General features: G+C 61.7%; 10 protein-coding genes. 8 read left to right on the top strand and 2 right to left on the bottom strand.

Annotation, left to right across the window (positions count from 1 at the left end; genetic code table 11):
* The first annotated feature begins 296 nt into the window (after nucleotides 1-296).
* The 8 genes from VNN55_00945 to VNN55_00910 all read left to right on the top strand — a co-directional run bounded on the left by VNN55_00945 (nucleotide 297) and on the right by VNN55_00910 (nucleotide 15,445).
* Entirely contained in the window at nucleotides 297-1,577 is a 1,281-nt protein-coding gene (locus tag VNN55_00945) for a hypothetical protein (GenBank protein HWO56112.1), read from the top strand.
* A 43-nt stretch (nucleotides 1,578-1,620) separates the two neighbouring features.
* Nucleotides 1,621-2,739: a cytochrome c3 family protein gene (locus VNN55_00940; GenBank protein ID HWO56111.1), complete on the top strand. Its 1,119-nt coding sequence runs from the start codon at nucleotides 1,621-1,623 to the stop codon at nucleotides 2,737-2,739.
* A 70-nt stretch (nucleotides 2,740-2,809) separates the two neighbouring features.
* Nucleotides 2,810-3,829 carry a hypothetical protein gene (locus VNN55_00935; protein HWO56110.1) on the top strand — a complete coding sequence of 340 codons (1,020 nt, stop codon included), beginning with the start codon at nucleotides 2,810-2,812 and terminating at the stop codon, nucleotides 3,827-3,829.
* A gap of 1,321 nt (nucleotides 3,830-5,150) precedes the next feature.
* Nucleotides 5,151-7,718, top strand: a complete 2,568-nt coding sequence (locus tag VNN55_00930) for a FlgD immunoglobulin-like domain containing protein (protein ID HWO56109.1) — start codon at nucleotides 5,151-5,153, stop codon at nucleotides 7,716-7,718.
* Nucleotides 7,719-7,882: 164 nt separating this feature from the next.
* Complete coding sequence (locus VNN55_00925) at nucleotides 7,883-9,301, top strand: NapC/NirT family cytochrome c (protein HWO56108.1); 1,419 nt, start codon at nucleotides 7,883-7,885, stop codon at nucleotides 9,299-9,301.
* Between the two features lie 144 nt (nucleotides 9,302-9,445).
* Nucleotides 9,446-11,437, top strand: coding sequence for a cytochrome b/b6 domain-containing protein (locus VNN55_00920; GenBank protein ID HWO56107.1), 1,992 nt, complete (start codon nucleotides 9,446-9,448; stop codon nucleotides 11,435-11,437).
* On the top strand, nucleotides 11,437-14,220 hold the full coding sequence (locus VNN55_00915; protein ID HWO56106.1) for a cytochrome c3 family protein: 2,784 nt from the start codon (nucleotides 11,437-11,439) through the stop codon (nucleotides 14,218-14,220). Before VNN55_00920 ends, VNN55_00915 begins: the two co-directional genes overlap by 1 nt.
* Nucleotides 14,221-14,551: 331 nt before the next feature.
* Complete coding sequence (locus VNN55_00910) at nucleotides 14,552-15,445, top strand: TIGR01777 family oxidoreductase (protein ID HWO56105.1); 894 nt, start codon at nucleotides 14,552-14,554, stop codon at nucleotides 15,443-15,445.
* A 416-nt stretch (nucleotides 15,446-15,861) separates the two neighbouring features.
* Here the strand turns inward: VNN55_00910 and VNN55_00905 are convergent, their stop codons facing one another.
* Together VNN55_00905 and VNN55_00900 are read right to left on the bottom strand one after the other, a co-directional pair.
* Entirely contained in the window at nucleotides 15,862-17,505 is a 1,644-nt protein-coding gene (locus VNN55_00905; GenBank protein HWO56104.1) for a DUF2339 domain-containing protein, read from the bottom strand.
* Nucleotides 17,506-17,637: 132 nt separating this feature from the next.
* Nucleotides 17,638-20,556: a TonB-dependent receptor gene (locus VNN55_00900; GenBank protein HWO56103.1), complete on the bottom strand. Its 2,919-nt coding sequence runs from the start codon at nucleotides 20,554-20,556 to the stop codon at nucleotides 17,638-17,640.
* Between the last annotated feature and the right edge of the window lie 829 nt (nucleotides 20,557-21,385).

The following is a 21,385-nucleotide window of genomic DNA, read 5'->3' as shown; positions in this document are numbered from 1 at the left end:
GGCCGGCGCCTCCCCGGGCGGCGGGGTGTTGTCGATTCAGCATGGCAATACGACCGCGCCGGTCATACATTTCCACGCCGGCGCGCCACTTGCGCATGCATCCGGCCGCCGTCCAAACCGAACAACTTCAAGCCGGATTGTCACAATTCGCGGCGCCAGTCTGACAAAAGCCGGCTTTCATCGTTGCCGGATTCTGTCAACAAGTGTACTGTTGGCCCGGTCTTGGTTCTCGGACCGATTTGGGCCGCCGATAAAAGACGGTGGATGGCAGGGTCACTCAATCGAGGGGGAATCCGATGAACCGCATGCTCTGCGCCGTTGCCCTCGTTCTATTTCTGGGTTTCGTCGGTTTATCCGAAGCCGCCGTTCTCTCCGGACGGGTTGGTGTGTCCAGTTATCTCTGGGAGCGCAGTGAGCTGGATTCCAGCGACACGCGCCATTGGCAGAACAGCGGCACGCTCGGACTGCGTTTGGGACGAATTGCGCAGCAGGACCTCGAGATCGCAACGACCATGCGCGGGCGCTTCGATTCGCGCGGACAGGGCGACAACGTCGACGACTACCGCGTCTATGATCTGTACGCCCGTTGGCGGAAGATCGCCGGGGCCGCCGACGCCACGCTGGGGCGTCACCGGATCAGCTGGCCCGCCCGGTCGCTGGCCATCGACGGCGCCTCGGCGGATGCCCGGGTGTGGAAGGGCTGGGAGGTCGGCGGCTATGTCGGTTCGCTGGCGCCCGAGGACGGGCGGTTCAAGCCGGCCGATTTCGATGAGGGCCACGCGGTCGGGGCGCGTCTGGGACGGCGTTGCCAGACGCTCGGCACGATGTTCCTCAGTTTCCATGAAATTCGCCGCATCCGGCACTACGGCGATACCGAAGTTGACAATCTGGCGGCGCGCGAGTTCGGGCTGGACTGGCGCCGCTCGATCCCGCGCTTCGGTTCGCTCTACGTCAATCTGATCTACGACGAGCCGCGCATGCGTCTGCAGCGCGCGCATCTGTCGGCGCGTTGGGATGCTTCCCGGCAGGTCAGTCTGCAGGGACAGTTCCGCTTCCGCCGTCCGAGCATCGCCTACAACTCGATCTTCTGGGTCTTCGGCGAATCGGACTTCACCGAGGGGCGTCTGCGCATTCTCTATCGCGTCCATCGGGACTGGACGGTGACCGTGGGCGGCGCGCTGGTCGAACTGGGTGAGGATAACTCGCAACGCCTCGATCTGGGTGTCTCGCACCGGTACTTCGCGCTGATGCTGCATGGCAAAGGCGGGGCCGCCGGATCGACCATCGGAATTTCCGGCGACGCCATGTATCCGCTCAATGACCGCTGGACGGTCCGCGGCGGATCGCACTACTCCTCCTATGAGCTGATCGAGGAACAGGACGAAGCGAACATCGAAGCGTCGATCTGGGGCGGGGTGCGCTGGCAGTGGATGCCGCAATCGACCCTCGACGTGGAGGCGCAGTTTCTTACGCAGGACATCAAGACGATGTCCACGTTTGCCGGGGACGAATCGGATTTTCGTCTGATCGCGCGATTCTCCTGGTGGTTCTTCAACCGTCTCGGCGGCCAAAGTTGAGCCGGCGGTTGCGGGCGGACCCGTCACGGAAGGGTGGGCGACGATGAAACGGCAGATACTCACAGCGATGATGGTGATGGCGGCGGGAGGCATGATCTTCGCGTCGCTTGCGACCGGCTCCAAGACGCCGACCATCCCCTTCGATCATAAAAAGCACATCGAGGAGGTCGGAGCGGCCTGCCTGGATTGCCACAAGGAGGCCGGCTCGGCCACCACGGCGGTCACCATGCTGTTGCCGAAGGTCGAGGACTGCTACGGTTGTCATGAGCCATCGGAGGTCAACTGGACGGTGCCGGCCGATGGTTCCTCGCCGTGGCCGACCGCGCCGCGCGAACTGACTTTCGACCATGCCAGGCACATGGCGCAGGGGTTGGAATGCGCCACCTGCCATGCCGGTGTCGAGACGGCCACCAAGGCCCCCTCCGAGGCCCTGCCGCCGATGGAACTCTGCACCGATTGCCACAACGAGCGCGAGATGAAGGACGATTGCGGCGTCTGCCATTCGCAGGTGCAGTTGCTGCGTCCGAAGGACCACGTGGCCGATTGGACGCTCGATCACTCCATCGCGGCGCGTGGCGACGCCCGTTCCTGCGAGAGCTGCCACCGCGAGAGCTACTGCTCCGAATGCCATGAGGGAGCGGCGCTCGGGCTGGCGGTGCGCAACAAGGAGGGCGCGCCGGTTGACCGCCTCGGGCCGCTGGCGCCGGCGCATGAAGGCAACGACATCCTGCTTTTGCAGCGCGCCCACACGCTCAACTACCGCTGGACGCACGGCAGCGATGTGCGCGCCAAGACGATGGATTGCGCCGTCTGCCATGAAACCGAGTCGTTCTGCAATGCCTGCCACAACCCGGAGAACGATGCAAGCCGTCATCGTCCGGTCTGGCACGATCTGGCCGACTTCAAGTTCTACACCCACGCCGACTTTGCCCGGCGCGACATCGAGGTGTGCGCCGGATGCCATGAGCCCAGCGGCGCCGACCCGTCGTGCCTGCAGTGCCACCGCACGATCGTGTCGCCGCATCCCGATGGATTCCTGCAGGATGTCAAGGGATCCTGGCACGATGACCGCGACGCCGTCTGCTTTGTCTGCCATGAGAACGGCAGCCGGACACCGGGTGTGGGATTCTGCGGCAAGTGCCACGGGCGGGACGCGGATTGACCAACGAGTTGTTTGTTGATGATGGCGATCACGAAGTGAGTTGTCAGTTAACGGGGGAAAGGAGCACAGCATGAGGAACTGGTTGAAAGCCCTGGCGCCACTGGCGATATGCGGCCTGCTTCTGGGCCTGGCCAGTTGCGAAGGAGACGAGGGACCGGCGGGGCCGCCCGGAACGGCGCTCTGCATGGACTGTCACACCGACGATTTCACCATGGCCAACTACCTGCGGCCGATCCAGGATCAGTACGCGATCTCCGGGCATAACATGAGCGACACTTATGTCCGCCGCGGCACCGACGCCAGCCCCTCGTGCTCGAAATGCCACACCACCGAGGGGTTCCAGCACTATGTCGCCACCGGCGAGGAGCTGCCGCTGGAGGAATCATCGCACATCAGTTGCTTCGCCTGCCATGCCCCGCACACTTACGCGGACTTCAGCCTGCGCGTTACGGCTGCCATTGACTTGAATTATGGCGGTAAGTATGACCGAGGCTTGAGCAATACATGCGCCGTTTGCCATCAGGCGCGCCCAACCGACCCGTCGGTAGACTCGCCAAATCCAATTACTGTCACCCGCTGGGGCCCTCATTACGCTCCACAAGCCAACGTACTGTCCGGCCAGGGTGCGTATGAGTTCCCGGACATCATCTACGAGGCCGATGCGGCCCACCGCGCGATTGCCGACGGGTGCGTCGAATGCCACATGGCAGAACTACCCGATAACGTGATCGCCGGCGGACATAGCTTCGCAATCAACTATGAATCAGGTGGCAAGGTGATCATAAACTCCAAGGGCTGCTCATGTCATGGATGGGCCAGCGACACGACTGCGACGCGACTAACGAGAGAATATCAAGACTCGTTTGAACAGGAGTTGAGCGAGTTGGGTGACTTGCTGGCGGATCGAGGGTGGCTTTCAGCGGATAGGGAGTATGCCTCGCGCGGAGCGGGGGCGCCACCGCCCGGCGAGCCAAGGGGTGCGGTCTTGAACTACCTCTTGCTTCGGCACGATAAGAGCAGGGGAGTTCATAACAAGAAGTATGCTGAATCCGTGCTGGCAGCGACGAAAGCTTGGGTAATGTCTCATTGACTTAGCAACGAATTGAACTGGACGCACTGGTTCGGACGGGCTGTCCTCGCGGACAGCCCGTTTTGCAATTCGCATGTATCCCGGATTGAGTGGTTGCAAAAAGCGCTTGACATCCTCGCTATAAGACTTGATTCTGTCACCAGTACAGACACTGAGCGCTCGCGTCGGACATTGGGGCGCGGGTGTGCCACGCAGCACAAAAGGATTCCACACTTGCAGTTCATGCTACGAGCAGATAGCCAAGTCGCCGCTAGCTGTGTGGAGGGACACCCGCATGATGGCTTACGTGGATACGACGGCGGCTGACGAACGCTTTGCTTGCCCGCGAGCACTTGTTGGTTGCGGTCGAAGTGAGGAACAGGTCAATGGAATCGCAATCATTCGTGATTGTGGCACGGAGTGATGTGAGGCGCAGGGGAATAGCGAGTTCAGCGTTGTCAGTAACGCGGTATTGTCCGATCAAAGGGCCTTCGTGTGATGTCAGGAGAATCCAAAAGTGGAGGCTGTTATGCGGCGTTTATTCATGCTGAGTGCCATCACGATCTGTCTCATGCTCGGCAGCGGCCAATCCGCTGGCGCGCAGGAGTTCCAGTGCGGGGCTATAACGCCGCAATCGGACATAGAGTTTGAACAAGAGCGCGTCGCGAAGGGATGGGACTACCCTTGGGCGCCACAAACCGCAGGTGCGGTCACTCTGCCTGTCACATTCCATGTGATTCGGCGCTCGGACGGGTCCGGGGGGCTGGAAGAAGTAGATTTGTCGGTCGCATTGAATTACCTGAATACTGCCTTCGTACAAGTTGGTTTCCAGTTTTATCAGTATGGCGATGTCAATTACATTGATGACGACCTTGCTTACCATAGCGACGACCCTGCACTTATCTATGACCGAGCGGCAGGCACAATTGTGCAGGATGTAATCAACGTCTTGTGGACGCCAACGCTCAGAGAGGGTGACGCGTATCCGTACCGCGAGTACATTTTTCATGAGAGCAGACTCGCAGCGTCACCGAGGTATCCTAGTGTTTTTGCGCATGAGATGGGGCATTTCTTTGGGCTCTCTCATACGCATGGCCCTTGCAACACGCTTTGCGGAGGTGTCAAAGAGTGCCCGGATGGGAGCAATTGCGCGACCGCAGGCGATTTCCTCTGCGACACGCCTGCGGACCCAATGCTGCTAGGTAAAGTCTCTCAGCCACCCAATTGTGAGTATGACGGCTCGGACGCGGCTCCGGCGGCATGCGGCCCAACACCATATGCGCCTCCTGTCCGAAACATCATGTCGTACTCCGTCTGGACGTGCATGGATGAGTTCTCTCCAATGCAGATCGCAAAGATGTGGTACGTTTTGCAACACAGATACGCGTGCGGTCTTACAGGATCACGCACGATTCTCGTACCTCAGGACTACGCATCGATTCAAGAGGCGGTAGACGCAGCCAAGGTCTGCGATACAGTGCTGGTCGCGCCCGGCGCTTATTCAGTGACCACGGGCAACAACATCGACTTTGGAGGCAAACGGCTGGTTGTGATGTCGTCAGCCGGTGCTTCTTCAACTATTATTACGGTCTCGAACGAGACTGCGTTCGTTCTTGAAAACCACGAACCCGACGGCTCCGTTATCCGGGGCTTTACCGTTCAAGGCAGCGGGGGAATGAGAATCAAGAATTCCTCACCCTTGGTTGACAGCTGTTACTTCATTGATTGCGCTCCGATTCATGTGACGGGCGAGCTTTCATACCCCAAGATATACGACAGCCGCTTCCAGGAGTGCAGCGGCAGTTTGTGGGGCGGCGCCATTCTCTTCCTGCAATCGGGAGGGGAAGTGAGGGGCAATCTTTTCCTCAACAACTATTGCTATGGGAAGGGTGGAGCTGTCTGCGTTGTCAATGGCCTCGAAACCTCGACTATAGAGGTAGAATTGGCATTCAACACGTTTGTAGGGAACTCTTCGAGTAATTCCGGCGGCGCTGTCTGGCTAATTCAAACCAGCGGGACGACGCATGTGCACAACAACACTTATGTGATGAATGACTGCTCTACGACAGCGCGATTCCCCTGCGTAATGGGGAGCGAGGAAGACTATTCCGAGCCCGGCGCGTGGATTACCGTTGAGAATGAGATTCTCACGAACAATCTAACATATGCAATGTGTAAGACTGGCTACCCGACTTGGGGTGCCGTTGACTGCAATTTCTGGCAGAATGCACTTGGAGATTTCAACCCGGCAGGCGTCGTGCAACAAGTTCCGGGAGGAACTCTCACCGCACTGGATCCTATCTATTGCGACTTCGAGGGCAGCGATTACTCGCTGTCGTGGGAATCACCATGCGTCGGGAAGGGGGCGAAGGGGGTGGGCTGCGGGCCTGCTCCGATTCTGCTCACCCCACCAGATGGCAGCAGAACAAGTTCGGCGACCCCTCTGCTGGATTGGACTGACGGCGAGACTAGTAGCCCACAGCAGTACTTCACCTACGGCGTGCAGGTTGACGATGACGTGGCGTTCTCGCTCCCGACCATGACGTCCACGGACTTGGAATCGTCCCACTGGAATGTGTCACCGGGCCTGGCGGATGGCGTGTGGTACTGGCGTGCGCGGCAGAAGTTCAATGCTGTCGGTGACCCAGAGTTAGGCATTTGGAGTCGGTGGTCGGAGGCGCGTTCCTTCCAGAAGTTCACCAGTGGCGGAGGAAACCCGTCGTGCCCGGTGCTGTTCGTAGAAGTCGGAGGGGATTACATTCAGGAGAATCCGTTGCTTACAGGCTGCGAGTTGTTTGGCTACCAGGCAACTGTAACCGATCACTACCAAATCGCGACTCCGGTCCCTGTCACCCAACGAGAACTGGTTCTCCAGCTTCGCGAGCTTGAGGATGAAGTTACGTATCTGAACTCAATTGAATTGTTGGCCGTCGAGCACCCAGCTCAGACAAAGCTGGCATCCGATGCGACGGGGAAGATCGTGATCTGCGCAGCGGGAGCTTTGTCGCCCACATCGGCGGTCGATGAAACTGGCGCAGATCGACTGCCTGATGTGATAGCAGAGGACGGCCGTTATTTCCAAGCACACTCCTCGGGTTCGCTTGTACTGTGTTTTCGTGCACTTGGAGGGGTCATTGCTGCCCAATCAGCCCAGAAAGGGGGATGCCCGGTCACGAAGCCAGGATCGCCACTGAGTCCATCCGCAGAGTTGCGCGTGGAGCAGTTGACATCGGAGGGATCATGGACTCAGTTGCCATTGCCTCCTTCCAGAGTGAATGCAAGTGTGCAGTATTTCGTGCTGGATCAGCCGGTAGGCGCGGAAGGGCTTACACGTGTACGTGTGGCGTGGGTCGGGGCGTACGAAGTGGACTATCTCCCCTTGTATGCAATATTGCCAATCCAACCTACGATAGACAGGCTGGAACCGACATCGGTCCGAATTACTCGCGGGCAGGTCAGCTCAGGGATGACCGACCAATCACTTGGCCAGGGGGTGACTCTGCTTCGAAACGGAGATGTTGCGACGTTTTCCTTTAAACTGCCCGAAGTCATCACTCCGTCATCCAGGCGAAGCCTCATAGTAAAGGCGGAGGGCCGCTATGAGCCGGTTCTTGCAAGTCCTCCCGCCGAGACGGGGTGCCAGCTACTCGGAAACTATCCAAATCCTTTCAACGCGAGCACCACGATCGCATACCGCCTGTACCACAGTATGTTAGTCACGATAGAGGTCTATAATGTTCTCGGACAGCGGGTAAGTGTGCTTCGCGAGGGTCTGCAGGAATCTGGCATGCATGAGATAGTGTGGGAGGGTCGAGACGACTCAGGGCATCCAGTCCCGAGCGGAACCTACTTGTACAGGATCCAGGCTGGCGAAAACACCACAGCCGGGAAGATGTCGCTCCTCAAGTAGAGGCGATTAATCTCTGTGTGGGTCAACGGGCCGCGTCAAATCCCCTCAACATTTGTCAGCAATCCACCGGCGCGCATTGACTGGGCGCGTCCGGGCCGCTACGTTTGGGCATGGGTCTGCGACGCGGGCCGGACCACAGGGCGATGGAAACGGGGAGTAGGGGAATGAAGCTCAGTTCGTTGACCAGCAACTTTATCAGTTTCGCGGGGCTTGTGATCTTTGCGGTCTGCCTCGTCCTGGTGGCCTTCGTACTGGTGGCCGACTGGATCGGCTTCGAGTTCAATCCGTACATCGGCGTGGTGGCCTTCCTGATTCTGCCGATGGTCGCCACCTTCGGCATCATCCTGATACCGGTCGGCAAGGCCTGGGAGCGCAAGCGCGCGGCGGCGCGCGGGACCGCGGCCGGGTTGATCAAAGTCGAGATCGATCTCGACAAGGCCTCGACGCGCCGGCGGATCCTGATGTTGAGTATGACCGCGGCGCTGGTGCTCTCGTTTATGGCGGCGGCGGCCTACGAGAGTCTGATGTTTATGGACACCACCACCTTCTGCGGCGAAGTCTGCCATTCGGTGATGATGCCGGAATTGACCTCCTATCGCCGTTCGCCGCATGCGCGGGTGCGGTGCGTTGATTGCCATATCGGCGAGGGCGCCGACTGGTTTGTCCGCTCCAAGTTGTCGGGCACACGTCAGGTGTTCGCGGTGATGCTGAAGACCTACGACCGCCCAATTCCGACGCCGGTGGAGAACCTGCGTCCGGCGCGCGAGACCTGCGAGCATTGCCACTGGCCGGAGAAGTTCCATGGCTCCAAACTGCTGGTCAACACCCACTATTCGCCCGACGAGTCGAATACGCCGTTGAAGAATGTCCTCCTCATGAAAACGGGCGGCGGTTTGCCGGGGGGCGCGGCCGAAGGCATCCACTGGCACACCAGTTTCTCGCACCGGGTGGAGTATGTGGCCATCGACCATCAGCGCGACACGATCCCCTATGTGCGGTTGGTGCGCTCCGACAGCAGCGAAGTCGAGTATGTCGCCGACGACAGTCCGTACTCTCTCGAAGAACTGCGCGCCATGCCGCGGCGGACCATGGACTGCATGGATTGCCACAACCGGCCGTCGCACGTCTTCGAAGTGCCGGAGGTGGCGGTCGACCAGTCGATGTCCTCCGGCGAGATCGCCGCCGATCTTCCGTATGTCAAACGCGAGAGCGTGCGTCTGCTCACCGAGCCGTATCCGTCTCGCGACGAGGCGGAAACGCGCATCAAGGCGGGGCTGAAGGATTTCTACACACAAAACTGCCCCGATGTGGCAGCGGGACGCTCCGCCGACATCGAACGCGCCGCCGCCACGCTTGCCGATATCTATCTGCGCAACATCTTCCCAAGCATGAACATCACCTGGGGCACCTACCGCACCCAGATCGGCCACACCCAGGCCAACGGCTGCTTCCGCTGCCATGATGAGGCGCACACGTCGAAAGACGGCGCCACCATCTCGCAGGATTGCGGAACCTGCCACGAACTCCTGGCCATGGAAGAGGAAAACCCGACGCCGACGATTGAAACCCTACCGCGTCGCTAGGGTTTTGACATCTCATTCCTGACAAAATACAGTCCGCTTCACAGTCGGGCTGTCAGAGAGTCGTGTCCGAACGTTGACAATCCGGACACGGCCGCGTACGATTTGTGAGTGGAACCCCAACGCGTTCCGCAGACGAGGCAAGCCATGTCCGATGCCATGAAACGCACAGACACAAGCGCGCGGGCGCTCCGCATTCTCTGGTTGAGCGCCGTTCTGATCCTGTTGAGTTTTGTGCCGTCGCGGGCGGACGACGCCGCGTGCCGCGAGTGCCATGGCACGCGCGATCTGTTTGAGGACTACGGGGCGCGCGCCGACTCGATGGTGGTGACCGACGCCCATCTGGGCGCCTCGGCGCACGCGGGCCTGGAATGCGTCAACTGCCACGCCGATTTGGCCGGGGTTGCCGAGTTCCCGCACGCTGAGTCGTTGGCCACCGTTCACTGCGGCTCCTGCCACGAGGAAGAGGCATCGATCTACCAGTGGCATGGCCGGCTGAAGGTCGGCGTGGGCGAGGACATCCCGGCCTGCGTCGACTGCCACGGCACCCACGACATCCTCGCATCCTCGGATCGAAACTCGCACGTCAATCCAATCAACCTTCCGAAGACCTGCGGCCGCTGCCATGAAAATCTCGATCTGGTCAAGAAGCATGCCATCCCGCTGGAACGGCCGGTGGAGCTGTTCAAAAGCAGCGTTCATGGTCGCGCTTCGACCGCGGGAGTGCACCTGGCGGCGACCTGCAACGACTGCCACTCCACCGGCGGCACCGCCCACCGCATCCTGCCGCCCGGCAACGTCGAATCGTCCATCAATCACTTCAATATTCCCAAGACCTGCGGCAAGTGTCACCGCAACGTCGAGCAGGATTACTGGGAAGGGATTCACGGCGAACTGACACTGCGGGGCGAGACCGATTCGCCGGTCTGCACCGATTGCCACGGTGAGCATGGCATTCTGCCGCTGCGCGACCCGCGTTCGCCGGTCAGTCCCAACCGCGTGGCCGAGGCCACTTGTTCGCCTTGCCATGAGTCGGCGCGACTGAACGAGAAGTATGGTGTCCCGACCGGACGGTTGAAATCGTTTGTCGATAGTTACCATGGTCTCAAGAGCAAGACGGGCGACGTCACGGTGGCCAACTGCGCCTCGTGTCACGGCGGCCATCGCATCCTGCCATCGAGTGACACGACCTCCTCGATCCATCCCAGCAACCTGCAGAAGACGTGCGGGCTCTGCCATCCGGGGATCTCGGCGGCGGCCGCCGCGGTGCCGATTCACGGCGCGCCGGGGGTGAGCAGCACTCCGCTGGCCGGCCTCATCAAGAACATCTACATCGTCATCATCGCCGTGGTGATCGGCGGCATGGCGCTGCATTGGCTGATCGATCTGCGCAAGCAGATTCACCTGGTCAACCTGAAAAAGCAGATTGTGCGGATGAACTACAACGAAGTCTGGCAGCACACCTTTCTGATGATCACCTTCATCGTGCTGGTCATCACCGGATTCGCGTTGCGATTTTCCGAATCCTGGTGGGCGCAATTGCTGTTTGGCCGCGAAGGCGGATTTCCGCTGCGAGGCACGATCCACCGCGTGGCGGCGGTTCTGTTCATCCTGACCGCGTTGTGGCATGTGGGTTATCTGCTCGGTCGCCGCGGGCGGGCCTTCCTCGTTGACATCATGCCGCGCAAGTCCGACTTCACCGAATTCAAGCAGATGCTGGCCTACAACCTCGGCCGTAGCGCACAGCGCCCGCAATTTGGACGCTTCAGCTACGTCGAGAAGGTCGAGTATTGGGCGCTGGTCTGGGGCACGATCATCATGGCGATCACGGGATTCTTCATGTGGGAGGAGTCGATCGCTGTGAATCTCTTCCCGAAGGGCTTCCTCGATGTCATGCTGGTCATTCACTATTACGAGGCATGGCTGGCCACGCTGGCCATTCTGATCTGGCACATGTACTCCACGGTGTTCAATCCGGCGGTGTACCCGATGAACCCGGCGTGGTACACCGGCAAGATGCCGGAGGATGTTTACCGGCATGAGCATCCGCGGGACCCGTCGCTGCCCAAGGCATCCGGCGACGAGCACCAACACTTGTCGAGCGATCTGCCGGCCGCCCGGGACAGCGAGGCCAGATAGTGCGCCGTTGGCCGACCATCGCGCAGTTGATTCTGGCGCTGCTGTTGGCGGCGCCGGCGCGGCTGTCGGCACAGACGACCGACGACTGTATGATGTGCCATGAGGACCCGACGCTGGTCTCTGAGCGGACGGGCCGTCGGGTCACCGTCATCCTGGCGAGTTTTGAGGCATCGGTGCATGGGGCGCTGGAATGCGTGGATTGCCATGCCGATCTGTCCGGTGCCGAATTCCCGCACAAGCCCAAGCTGGCGCCGGTCGATTGCGGGCTCTGCCATGAGGATGTCGCCGCGGTTTATGGCAGGAGCATACACGGCCGTTTGGCGGCCTCGGGTGCGCCGCTGGCGCCGCGTTGCTGGGATTGCCACGGCTCCCATGACATCGTGGCGCACACCCAGCCGAACTCGCGTGTCACCAAATTCCAGATACCCTTTATGTGCGGACGGTGCCATAAGGAAGGCACCCCGGTCAGCCAGACCTACGACATCCCGCTGGATTCAATCCAGACCCACTACTCGTTCGGCGTGCACGGCGAAGGGCTCTACCAGAAGGGGTTGACGGTCTCGGCGGTGTGCACCGACTGTCACACGGCGCACAATGTGCTCCCGCACACCGATCCGGCTTCCAGCATCCACGCCAGCAAGATCCCAGGCACCTGCCAGAAGTGCCATGGTCGCATCGAGGATGTGCATGCCAAGGTCATCCGCGGGGAATTGTGGGAGAAGGAACCGCACAAGATCCCGGTCTGCATCGATTGCCACGAGCCGCACCGGACGCGGCGGCTGGTCTATGAGGAGAGCATTTCCGACGCCGAGTGCATGTCCTGCCATCGACGCCCGGAACTGGTGATGCAGCGGGATGGCGACACGGTGTCGCTGTTTGTCGACTCCACCGAATTCAGCGCGTCGATTCACCATCGCTCGAAGGTGGCCTGCGCGCAGTGCCACACCGGGGCGACGCGCTCGGCAACCGAGCGGCCGTGCGCCACGGTCGCGGCGCGGGTCGATTGCGGGATCTGTCATGCGCAGGTGGACTCGATCTATGCCACCAGCACCCATGGCCAGTTGATTGACCGGGGCGACCCCAACGCGCCCACCTGCACCGATTGCCACGGCACGCACGGCGTGCGCGATCGGCGCGACCCGAAGTCAAGAACCTTCCCGATCAACGTGCCGGCGCTTTGCGCCGACTGCCATCGCGAAGGGCAAAAGGCGGCGGTCCGCTACACCGGCACCCAGCACGACATCATCGAACACTATACCGAGAGCATTCACGGCAAGGGGCTTTTGCAGAGCGGGTTGGTGGTCACCGCGATGTGCACCGATTGCCACACGGCGCACCATGTCCTGCCCCGGGACGATCCGCAGTCCAGCGTCAATCACGAAAATGTCCCGAAGACCTGCGCGCGCTGCCACAACGGCATCTTCGAGAAGTTCGCGCGCAGCATCCATTCGGCCACCGTCTCCGAGAGCGACAAGAAGCTCCCCTCCTGCATCGATTGCCACTCCTCGCACACGATCACACGGACCGGCGAAGAAGGATTCAAGCTGGCCATCACCGATCAGTGCGGCGAGTGCCACAAGGATGTCACCGAGAGCTACTTCGAGACGATGCATGGCAAGGTGTCGAAGCTGGGATCGACGGTGGCGGCCAAGTGCTACGACTGCCACGGCTCACATGACATTCTTCCGCCCAGCGACCCGAAATCGCATCTGTCGCGGGCCAACATTGTGCGGACCTGCGCCCAGTGCCACCCCGGATCGAACCGCCGCTTCGCCGGGTACCTGACCCACGCGACCCACCACGACAAGGACAAGTACCCGATCCTGTATTACACCTTCTGGTTTATGAGTTCGCTGCTGATCGGCACTCTGACCCTGGCGGGGACCCACACTCTGATGTGGCTGCCGCGCTCGTTCCAGGCGATGAAGCAGCACAAGAAACACCAGGCCAAACCGTACCGTCTCGAGTTCAAGCGCTTCACCCGCCGCCAGCGGCAGTTGCACATCCTGGTCGTGATCAGCTTCCTCGGTCTGGCGCTGACGGGCATGACGCTGAAGTTCTCGTACCTCGGATGGGCGCGGTTTCTCTCCAGCGTGCTGGGGGGATTTGAGTCGGCGTCGTTTATCCACCGCGTCTGCGCCGTGATCACGTTCAGCTACTTTGGCATGCATTTGCACGATCTCTGGCAACGTCGCAAGGAGAGTCGCAAGTCCTGGAAGGCATTCTTGCTTGACAAGGATTCCATGCTGCCGAACAAGAACGACTGGGTCGATTTGAAGGCGACGCTGAAATGGTTCATCGGACGCGGGCCGCGTCCGCAGTATGGCCGTTGGACCTATTGGGAAAAGTTCGATTACTTCGCGGTCTTCTGGGGCGTGGTGGTGATCGGTTCCACCGGCCTCATGCTCTGGTTCCCCGAGTTCTTCACCCGCTTCTTGCCAGGGTGGTTCATCAACGTGGCGACCATCATCCACTCGGACGAGGCGCTGCTGGCGGTGGGCTTTATCTTCACCGTGCACTTCTTCAACACGCACTTCCGTCCCGACAAGTTCCCGATGGACACGGTGATCTTCACCGGACGGGTTTCGATCCAGGAATTCCGCATGGACCGTCCGCGCGAGTTCGCCGAACTGGTGCGCACCCGCCAGTTGAAAAAGCATCTGGCCGAGCCCCTGCCGCCGGTGGTGGTCAAGGGGATGAAGGTGTTCGGCTGGATCGCCCTGTCGCTGGGATTGAGTCTGATCATGCTGATCATCTGGGCCGAGGTCTTCGGTTACCGTTAGTTATTGAAGTGCTCCATGCGCAACCCGGCGCGATCTGCTGCGGTCGCGCTGGTTGTTGCGGCACAGCGACATCGAACCGGGCGGCAGTTGTCGATATCGTGCGGCACGGGCTGTTTCCATGCCGGCCGTCCGGGCGGCATTGCGAGCCGGCGCCGGGCAGGGATGGTCCAATGCGGGAGGATTGGATCGAATATGTTCTTCCGTTGGGAACGCTTGGGGACTTTTTTGTCTGACGAACGGCGCGCCGGCAATTAAGCGACTCTTTCGTCATCGGCACCGAATCACCGGCGATAGTCTGGCCGTATACCGGCGGCAGAAAGGGGTTGGAGCGATGAAAGTGCTGTTGACCGGGGCCTCCGGGATGATTGGGTCGATTCTGTCGCCCACCTTGACGGCTGACGGGCACGGAGTTGTGGGGTTGCGACGCGCGGGCCGGGATGTCAGAGGGCCCACGTGGGATCCGCAGACCGGCGCGATCGACGAATCGGCGCTGGCCGGCGCGGACGCGATCGTTCACCTCGCGGGGGAGAACATTGGCGCGGGGCGTTGGACGGCCGCACGCAAGCGGTTGATCCGCGACAGCCGCGTGGGGCCGACCCATGCGCTCTGCGAGCAATTGGCCAAGATGCCGAATCCGCCGCCCACGTTGGCGGTGGCCTCGGCGGTTGGGTTCTATGGCGACCGCGGCGAAGAGTGGTTGACCGAATCGTCCGCCCCCGGTAAAGGGTTCCTTGCCGATGTGGTCCGTGAGTGGGAAGCGGCGACCGCCCCCGCGGCGGCGAAGGGGATCCGGGTGGTCAACCTCCGCTTCGGCATCATCCTGACGCCGCGCGGCGGCGCGTTGCAGCGGATGCTCCTGCCGTTCAAGCTCGGCCTGGGTGGGGTGATCGGATCGGGACGGCAGTACTGGTGCTGGGTCGACATCGATGATGTGATCGGCGCCATCCGCCATGCGCTGCTGAACCAGAGTTTGGGCGGCCCGGTCAATGTGGTGTCGCCGAATCCGGTGACCAACCGCGAGTTCACGCGGACATTGGCCCGCGTGTTGTCGCGTCCGGCGGTCTTCCCGTTGCCGGCGCCGGTGGCGCGTCTGGCGCTGGGCGAGATGGCCGATGAACTGCTGTTGTACTCGGCGCGTGTCCGGCCGGAAAAACTGCAGGCCAGCTCCTACCACTTCCGCCACACCGACCTCGAAGAGTCGTTGCGCCACCAACTGGGACGATGACGAAAACGCCGTCCATGGCGCATCCGGCGGCAACTTGGTTCATGGTCGGGCTCATCCGGGTCATCCAGGTGGTCCACTATCCTCTGTAGTCGCATGCGGCCGACCGTCAGGGCAGGGCCCTGCGCCGGCGTCTGGCGCGACGCATCGGGTCCCTGGTGATGTCCGTCGGAGTCTTTGCGATGATGGCAGGGGCCCGACGGTCGCGCTTCGGCCCGGAGCTCTCACTCTGGCGGGCGCGTTGCCACCGGTGTTCATGCGGATGACCCCCGGTTTCGTTCGAGTGCCGCGCACCGCCGATTCAGTCAGGGATGGAATCCGGGATCGACCGCGCCACTGGTGCGCGGCAACTGGCCGCGCGCGATTCTTTGGACCATGAGCGGCGCCGTGGCCATTGTTGTCTGCCTTCCCTGACCATATCAACTGGGTTTTGTATCGATCCGTTGATATAGCAGGCCGCCGACATATAGTGTCACCCCCAACACCACCAGGCATCCGATCCGCACCAACGGCGCCGTTCCCGACAAATCGAAGAGCAGGACCTTGGCGGCAAAGGCGGCGAAGACCAGAAGCGATGACCGCCCCAGGCGTCGGTCGCCGGTGGTCATCGAGATCACCAGCGCCGCGACCGCGAGCAGTCCCCAGACAATCGACACGACAAAGCGGCTGTCGGTGAAGTGCACCGCGCCGGCCATGACGATCAGGTGGGCGAAATAGAGACTGGCGAGCGCGGGCAGGCGCTGTGTGTCGCGTCCGCGCAGGATCCAGTACGCGGCATAGAGCACGGCGGCATATAGCGGGATCAGCACGCGCCAGGCGACCACTTCATGCAGTTGTCCGCCGATGGCCAGACGGGCATAGCCGAGGAAGGCGACGATTGCGAAAGCGACGGCCAGCGGCCAGAGGCGACGGATCCAATTGGATGCGCGCGACGCCACCACAGCAAAGACCGCCGCCGCGATCAGGCCGGTGAACGCGCCCCAGCCATCGGGGACCAATTCGATATACCCGGCGTGGAAGAGCGCGATGGCGGCATAGGTCGCCACCACCTGCTCGCCGGCTTTGGCGTCATCGTCCAGGCGCTGCCGCGCAATCAGGTAACCGATCCAGAGGGCGGCCACGCTGGCCAGCGCCAGCCAGGGAGCGGCATCAGGGATGTAGCGCCCGAGGATGGCGTATTCCATCGCATAGAAGAACAGCAGCGGCGGCAAATGCAGGGTCGCTTCGTGCTCTTTGAGCGGCGCGCGATGCCGCACCGAATAGAGGATGGTCGCGGCCAGGAAGATGACGAACTGCGCCGCCTGAAAACCGGCGGCCCAGACCCAATCGGCATGCTCGGCCATGCGCCACGATGCGTCGAAGACGACAAAGGCGAGGTAGGCGGAAAGCAGGTAGACCGAGCGCCATCCGGCGCGCAGCGCATAGCCGCAAAAGAGCAGATCCCACGCGGCGAAATAGATCACCAGGTCCAGGGGACGCGCCGCCAGCGCATGGAGGAAGTACGGCCCGGTGTAGGAGCCAACGACCGCGAAGAAGGTGTAGAGTTCGTTCTTGTAATGCTCGCGCAGCGCCAGCGCTCCGAGGCAGATGACCACCACTCCGACCGCGGCCGGCATCGGCCCGATCAGTTTGTGGTAGAGATGGGCGCCATAGACAGTGAGAAAGAGCACCGCAATTCCGCCAGCGGGCAAGAGACTGCCGTAGCGGCGATATCCTTCCCGCATCAACAACCCTGCGACGATCAGCGCCATCCCGAAGACTCCGGCCATCCCGACTTGGCGTTCCGGTGTGAGCCAGCCGGAATCGATGGCCAGCCGAATCAAATAGGCGGCGGCCAGCACCAGAGCTGCCACCCCGCCCCAACCCAGCACCGTGGTGGCCGAGATGCCGACTCCGGAGGGGGCGGGCCGGGGGAGAGAAGATGGCTGCGGCCGTGGCGCGACCGGCAGGGGGGTGGGTGTCGGCGGGGCCGTTGGTGGTGCGGAGGGGGAAATACCCAGACGCGCCTCGATCGCGCTTAAGCGCTCTTCGATCCGTCGCAAACGGTCATCATGTTCGGCCATGGGACCTCCGGATGTGTGCAATTGCCCGGAAGTAACGACCTTCCCCGAATTCAGCAAGCACAAAGACGGCGCATTACATCCGGAATCGCGAGGGCGGCCCCCGGCGAACGACCGATCTGTGCGATGTGGCGTTCAAAACCCCAGGCGCATGCCGACGCGGATCTGCCGCGGGATGTCGAGATTTGCCGGGTCGTTCTGGCGCAGGCGGTACTTCTGCTCGCCGCTCAAAAATGAGGCATCGTGAATCTCGGCGAAGTTGTCGGCGAATTGCCGGCCATCGGGTGTTCCCAGCCAGCCGGTGTTATCAGGCTCGCCGGTGCCGGAGTACACATCGACGGCATTCTCGCGATCGAAGAGGTTGATGACCCACAGGTAGATCTCGACCGCGGCGCCGCGCAGCGCGAAGGTCTTGTTGGCGCGCAGATCGACACGGGCGGTCGATGGGGTCCGTTCCGAGCCAATCGGACCGGTGGGAACCGACATGGAAGGGAAGCCCAGAAACAGTTCCGAGTGGACCCGCGTCGGCGAATACGGGAATCCGGAACCGAAGTCGCCGAGAAACGTGACGCCGGCGTTCTCGAAGAGATGCCAATCGCCGAGCCGCGGCCCGGCATTGGGTCCGGTGCGCAGATCGAGGATGCCGACCAGCCGGTGTTCCTGTTCGAAGGTGAACGGCCCGGCCAGACGGACCGGCGCGCTCGTCCAGGCAATGTTCGATTGGGTGTTGGCGTAGGATTCGTCGTCGCTGATGTCGGTGTAGGTGTAGTGGAGTTGCGCCGTCATGCCGCGTTGGCTTCGGACGCCGATTTCCGCCTCGATCCCGCGCGCGGTCGCGCTGCCCTGATCCTGCATCATGCTAAAGCCGTTGGGGGTGGCGGCAATAGTCTCCGCGCCGGCGATGTGATCGTAGTCCTTGTGGAAGAGTGTCAGTCCGAAATCGATGCGATCATGCAGCCGCTGTTGCCAGCCGGCATCGACAGTGACCACTTCGGTCGGCGATAGCGAGGGATTCGGGAAGACAAACGCGTAGCCGCCGGTGCGCACTTTGTACTCGAGGAAACCATAGTCGGGGTAGATGTCTTCCAGCGGCGGCCTTTGGATATAACGTCCGCCGTGAAAGTGCAGCGCGGCCTCGTCGGTGATGCGCAGACTGGCCGACAGACGCGGCGAGAGGCGGCCGATCGTCTCGGCTTCGGCAAGATCGTCGGGGTTCAGTTCCTGGGATGCCTGGAGCAGTCGATTGCGTTCTTCGTTGCTGAGTCCGGTGGCGGTGTCGGCATAAGTTCGCAGATCGTGGGGGTCGAGCGGACTGTGTGGATCAAGCAGCGTTTGGGTGTCATAGTCGAAATGATCCCAGCGCAACCCGCCGTCGACGGTCAGATCGCCGAATTCCCAGTGCTGCGAAGCAAAGCCCGCCAGAAACAGCGGCTGGGGCGCAACATGGAGAGCACCGTTGCCGTCCTCTTCGCCGAGGACATCGAACCCGTAGCGGCTGATATCGTCCAACCCGCCCTCGTCGCCCAGGTAGATGCGGCTGGGGAAGATGTTCTGGTAGGAGCGCACGGTGTGCCGCTGGAATTCCAACCCGGCTTGCGTGCGCGCATCGCGTCCATGGGAGTGCACCAGCGCGATACGTCCGCCGACGTAGGAATCCTTCTGCTCCAGATAGTCATCCCAGAGGTAACTCTCGTCGCCGCGCACGACAAATGACTGCTGCCGTGACCCACCGTTCGGGAGCGGCACGGTGATGGTCGACTCCACGGCCGGCGTGCGCCAGGGAACCTGGCGGCCAGCTTCCAGACTGTCGGGATCAAGGAGCATGTCGTCCCAAGCGTAGTAAAGATTGGTGGCGTCGGAGTAAGGTCCCAGTCCGGGCCGTCCGTAGGCCCAGAGATCGTCGAAGTAGACACCATCGCCCTGACGGTGGCGCGCGGAAAACCACTGGGCCTGTGCCGAGAGACGGGTGCGAAATGTGAAGGCATGTTCGACTCGTCCCATGACCGCGTAGTGCTCGTCGACTCCGCGCGGGGCATGCGCGGCATTGAAGGTCCAGGCGCCCGGGGTGTACTTCCAGTCGCGGTAGGAGCCACCAGTTCCGAGGAAGGCGCTTGTCTGCCCGTTCGGGCGCCAGCGCAGGTTGGTGTGCCAGGCGCCCAGATAGTTCCAATCCCCCGGTTCGCCGGGGGCGCGATTGCCGCGTGTGCGGTATTCGCCGGCGACGGTGTATATCAGACGTTCGGGCCTGGACGCAACAAGCGGCCCGGTGAGATCGAGGGCGTAGAGGGCGTAGTCCGATTTCTCGCCGTGGAAGTTGTCGGTGCTGACTTCGATGGCCCCGCCGGTTGACCAGCTCTCGCGGCTGGCGACATCGGCCTGCCCCGAGATGGCCCAGCCGTTCGACGGATCACGGTATCCCGGGCGGAATCGGATCCCATCGATCGCATTGGCGTTGATCGCGGTGAAGGATTCGCCGGTCAGCGGGTCTTGTTGCGGGAAACCGTCCACCCTGTAATCGAACTCCTCGATGCGCCCGCCGCGGACGTGCAGGGGCGCGGAATAGTGCCGACGCACTGTTCCGGGCAGGATCGCCACGAAGTCCTCATAGCCCCGCAACGGCAAATCGCTCAAACGCACCGGGAATTCACGCAGCGAGAATCTGAATTGCGAGTCCATTTCACGAGGTGAAAGCGACGGTGCAACCGCTGGGTTTCCGCCGTACAGCGGCGCCATGTCGGGTTGCAGGGCGGCGTCGAGCGTCTTGATCGCATCCTGCGTGAGGTCGAGCACGCCGATGGCGTAATCGCTGTATCCGGCGAACGAGACGGCGACGGTGTAACGACCGGCGGGCAGATCGTTAAAGACATACCGACCATCGGCGTCGGTATGCGACTGCCTGTCGAGTTCGACGATCTTGATGGCTGCAAAGACCACCGGGTTGCCGTTTGAGGCGTCGGTGATCCGTCCCGAGATTACTGCCGCCTGCACTGACGTGGGGACAATCAGGCCCGCAAGCAGGACGATCGCCGGAAACATCACATGGGCGGTTCGCATATATCCCTCTCATGTTTGGACCGGCTGGCATATGCTTCTTTCCCGGCGACCGGTCGCCGGCCACCAATGGCTGGGATTGGTGCTCCGGGATGTACACCCCGGACCCGCGAAACGGGTTGGATTGTGCAGATCAGCGCCACTGGTGGCCCCGGATGGGATAATGTTCAGGCGGCGGTGGCGCCAGTGGAAATTAACCCTCCGCAACCGGGGATCCAGCCAGCGACATGGTAGTCTGTGGCAAGGTGGCCCTGCGTCTGGTCGCTGATTCTGCGCGACAGACGCCAAGGGGTGGCCCTGATGCGCTTTCTGCATCAGGGCTTGCCCAAGCCCGCAGCGATCAGCGCGGGGATGACCGCCAGGAGTCCGCGCTGCGTATGCGCAGGATCGCGAAATCCGTCGAGACGGAGTGAACCCTGACGCAGGGAGCGCGTCAGAGCGACAGGCAATGTCGATTGACATCTCAACCGACTCGGTTAAATTAACTGATGGTACGGCTTGCAGCGCCCAGGTGTGCCATCTTCCCGTGAGTTGTCTGGGCTCTCATTGAAATGCAGCCCCTTCAGGGCATCCCATGAACTGCCTTGGTAGAGCCATCTGCATCGCGAGCATCGGCGCGTTGCTTGCGCTTGTGCTAACTCTCGGGGGAGGTTTCGGTCCCGTTCTTGCCACAGAGAGAATTGACCCCGTCGTGCCGGGGTGGGTCCGGCTCGCCCAGGACTCTGTGAGAGGGGAAGTTGAGAGTGCTCTCTCTGGATCGCGAGGTGCCGGCGAGGCATGCCCACAAATACTCGAGTTTGAACTCTCCCACACCGTCGCCTCAGTTTACGAA

The sequence above is a fragment of the bacterium genome (assembly GCA_035559435.1).
GTDB lineage: Bacteria > Zixibacteria > MSB-5A5 > WJJR01 > WJJR01 > JACQFV01.
Note: the sequence above shows the minus strand (reverse complement) of the source record. Positions and strands in the feature narration are given on the sequence as shown.

Excerpts from the sequence above, each read along its gene's own strand:
- VNN55_00945 (HWO56112.1), top strand. The coding sequence starts at position 297 with ATGAACCGCATGCTCTGCGCCGTTGCCCTCGTTCTATTTCTGGGTTTC.
- VNN55_00940 (HWO56111.1), top strand. The coding sequence starts at position 1,621 with ATGAAACGGCAGATACTCACAGCGATGATGGTGATGGCGGCGGGAGGC.
- VNN55_00935 (HWO56110.1), top strand. The coding sequence starts at position 2,810 with ATGAGGAACTGGTTGAAAGCCCTGGCGCCACTGGCGATATGCGGCCTG.
- VNN55_00930 (HWO56109.1), top strand. The coding sequence starts at position 5,151 with ATGCAGATCGCAAAGATGTGGTACGTTTTGCAACACAGATACGCGTGC.
- VNN55_00925 (HWO56108.1), top strand. The coding sequence starts at position 7,883 with ATGAAGCTCAGTTCGTTGACCAGCAACTTTATCAGTTTCGCGGGGCTT.
- VNN55_00920 (HWO56107.1), top strand. The coding sequence starts at position 9,446 with ATGTCCGATGCCATGAAACGCACAGACACAAGCGCGCGGGCGCTCCGC.
- VNN55_00910 (HWO56105.1), top strand. The coding sequence starts at position 14,552 with ATGAAAGTGCTGTTGACCGGGGCCTCCGGGATGATTGGGTCGATTCTG.
- VNN55_00905 (HWO56104.1), bottom strand. The coding sequence starts at position 17,505 with ATGGCCGAACATGATGACCGTTTGCGACGGATCGAAGAGCGCTTAAGC.
- VNN55_00900 (HWO56103.1), bottom strand. The coding sequence starts at position 20,556 with ATGCGAACCGCCCATGTGATGTTTCCGGCGATCGTCCTGCTTGCGGGC.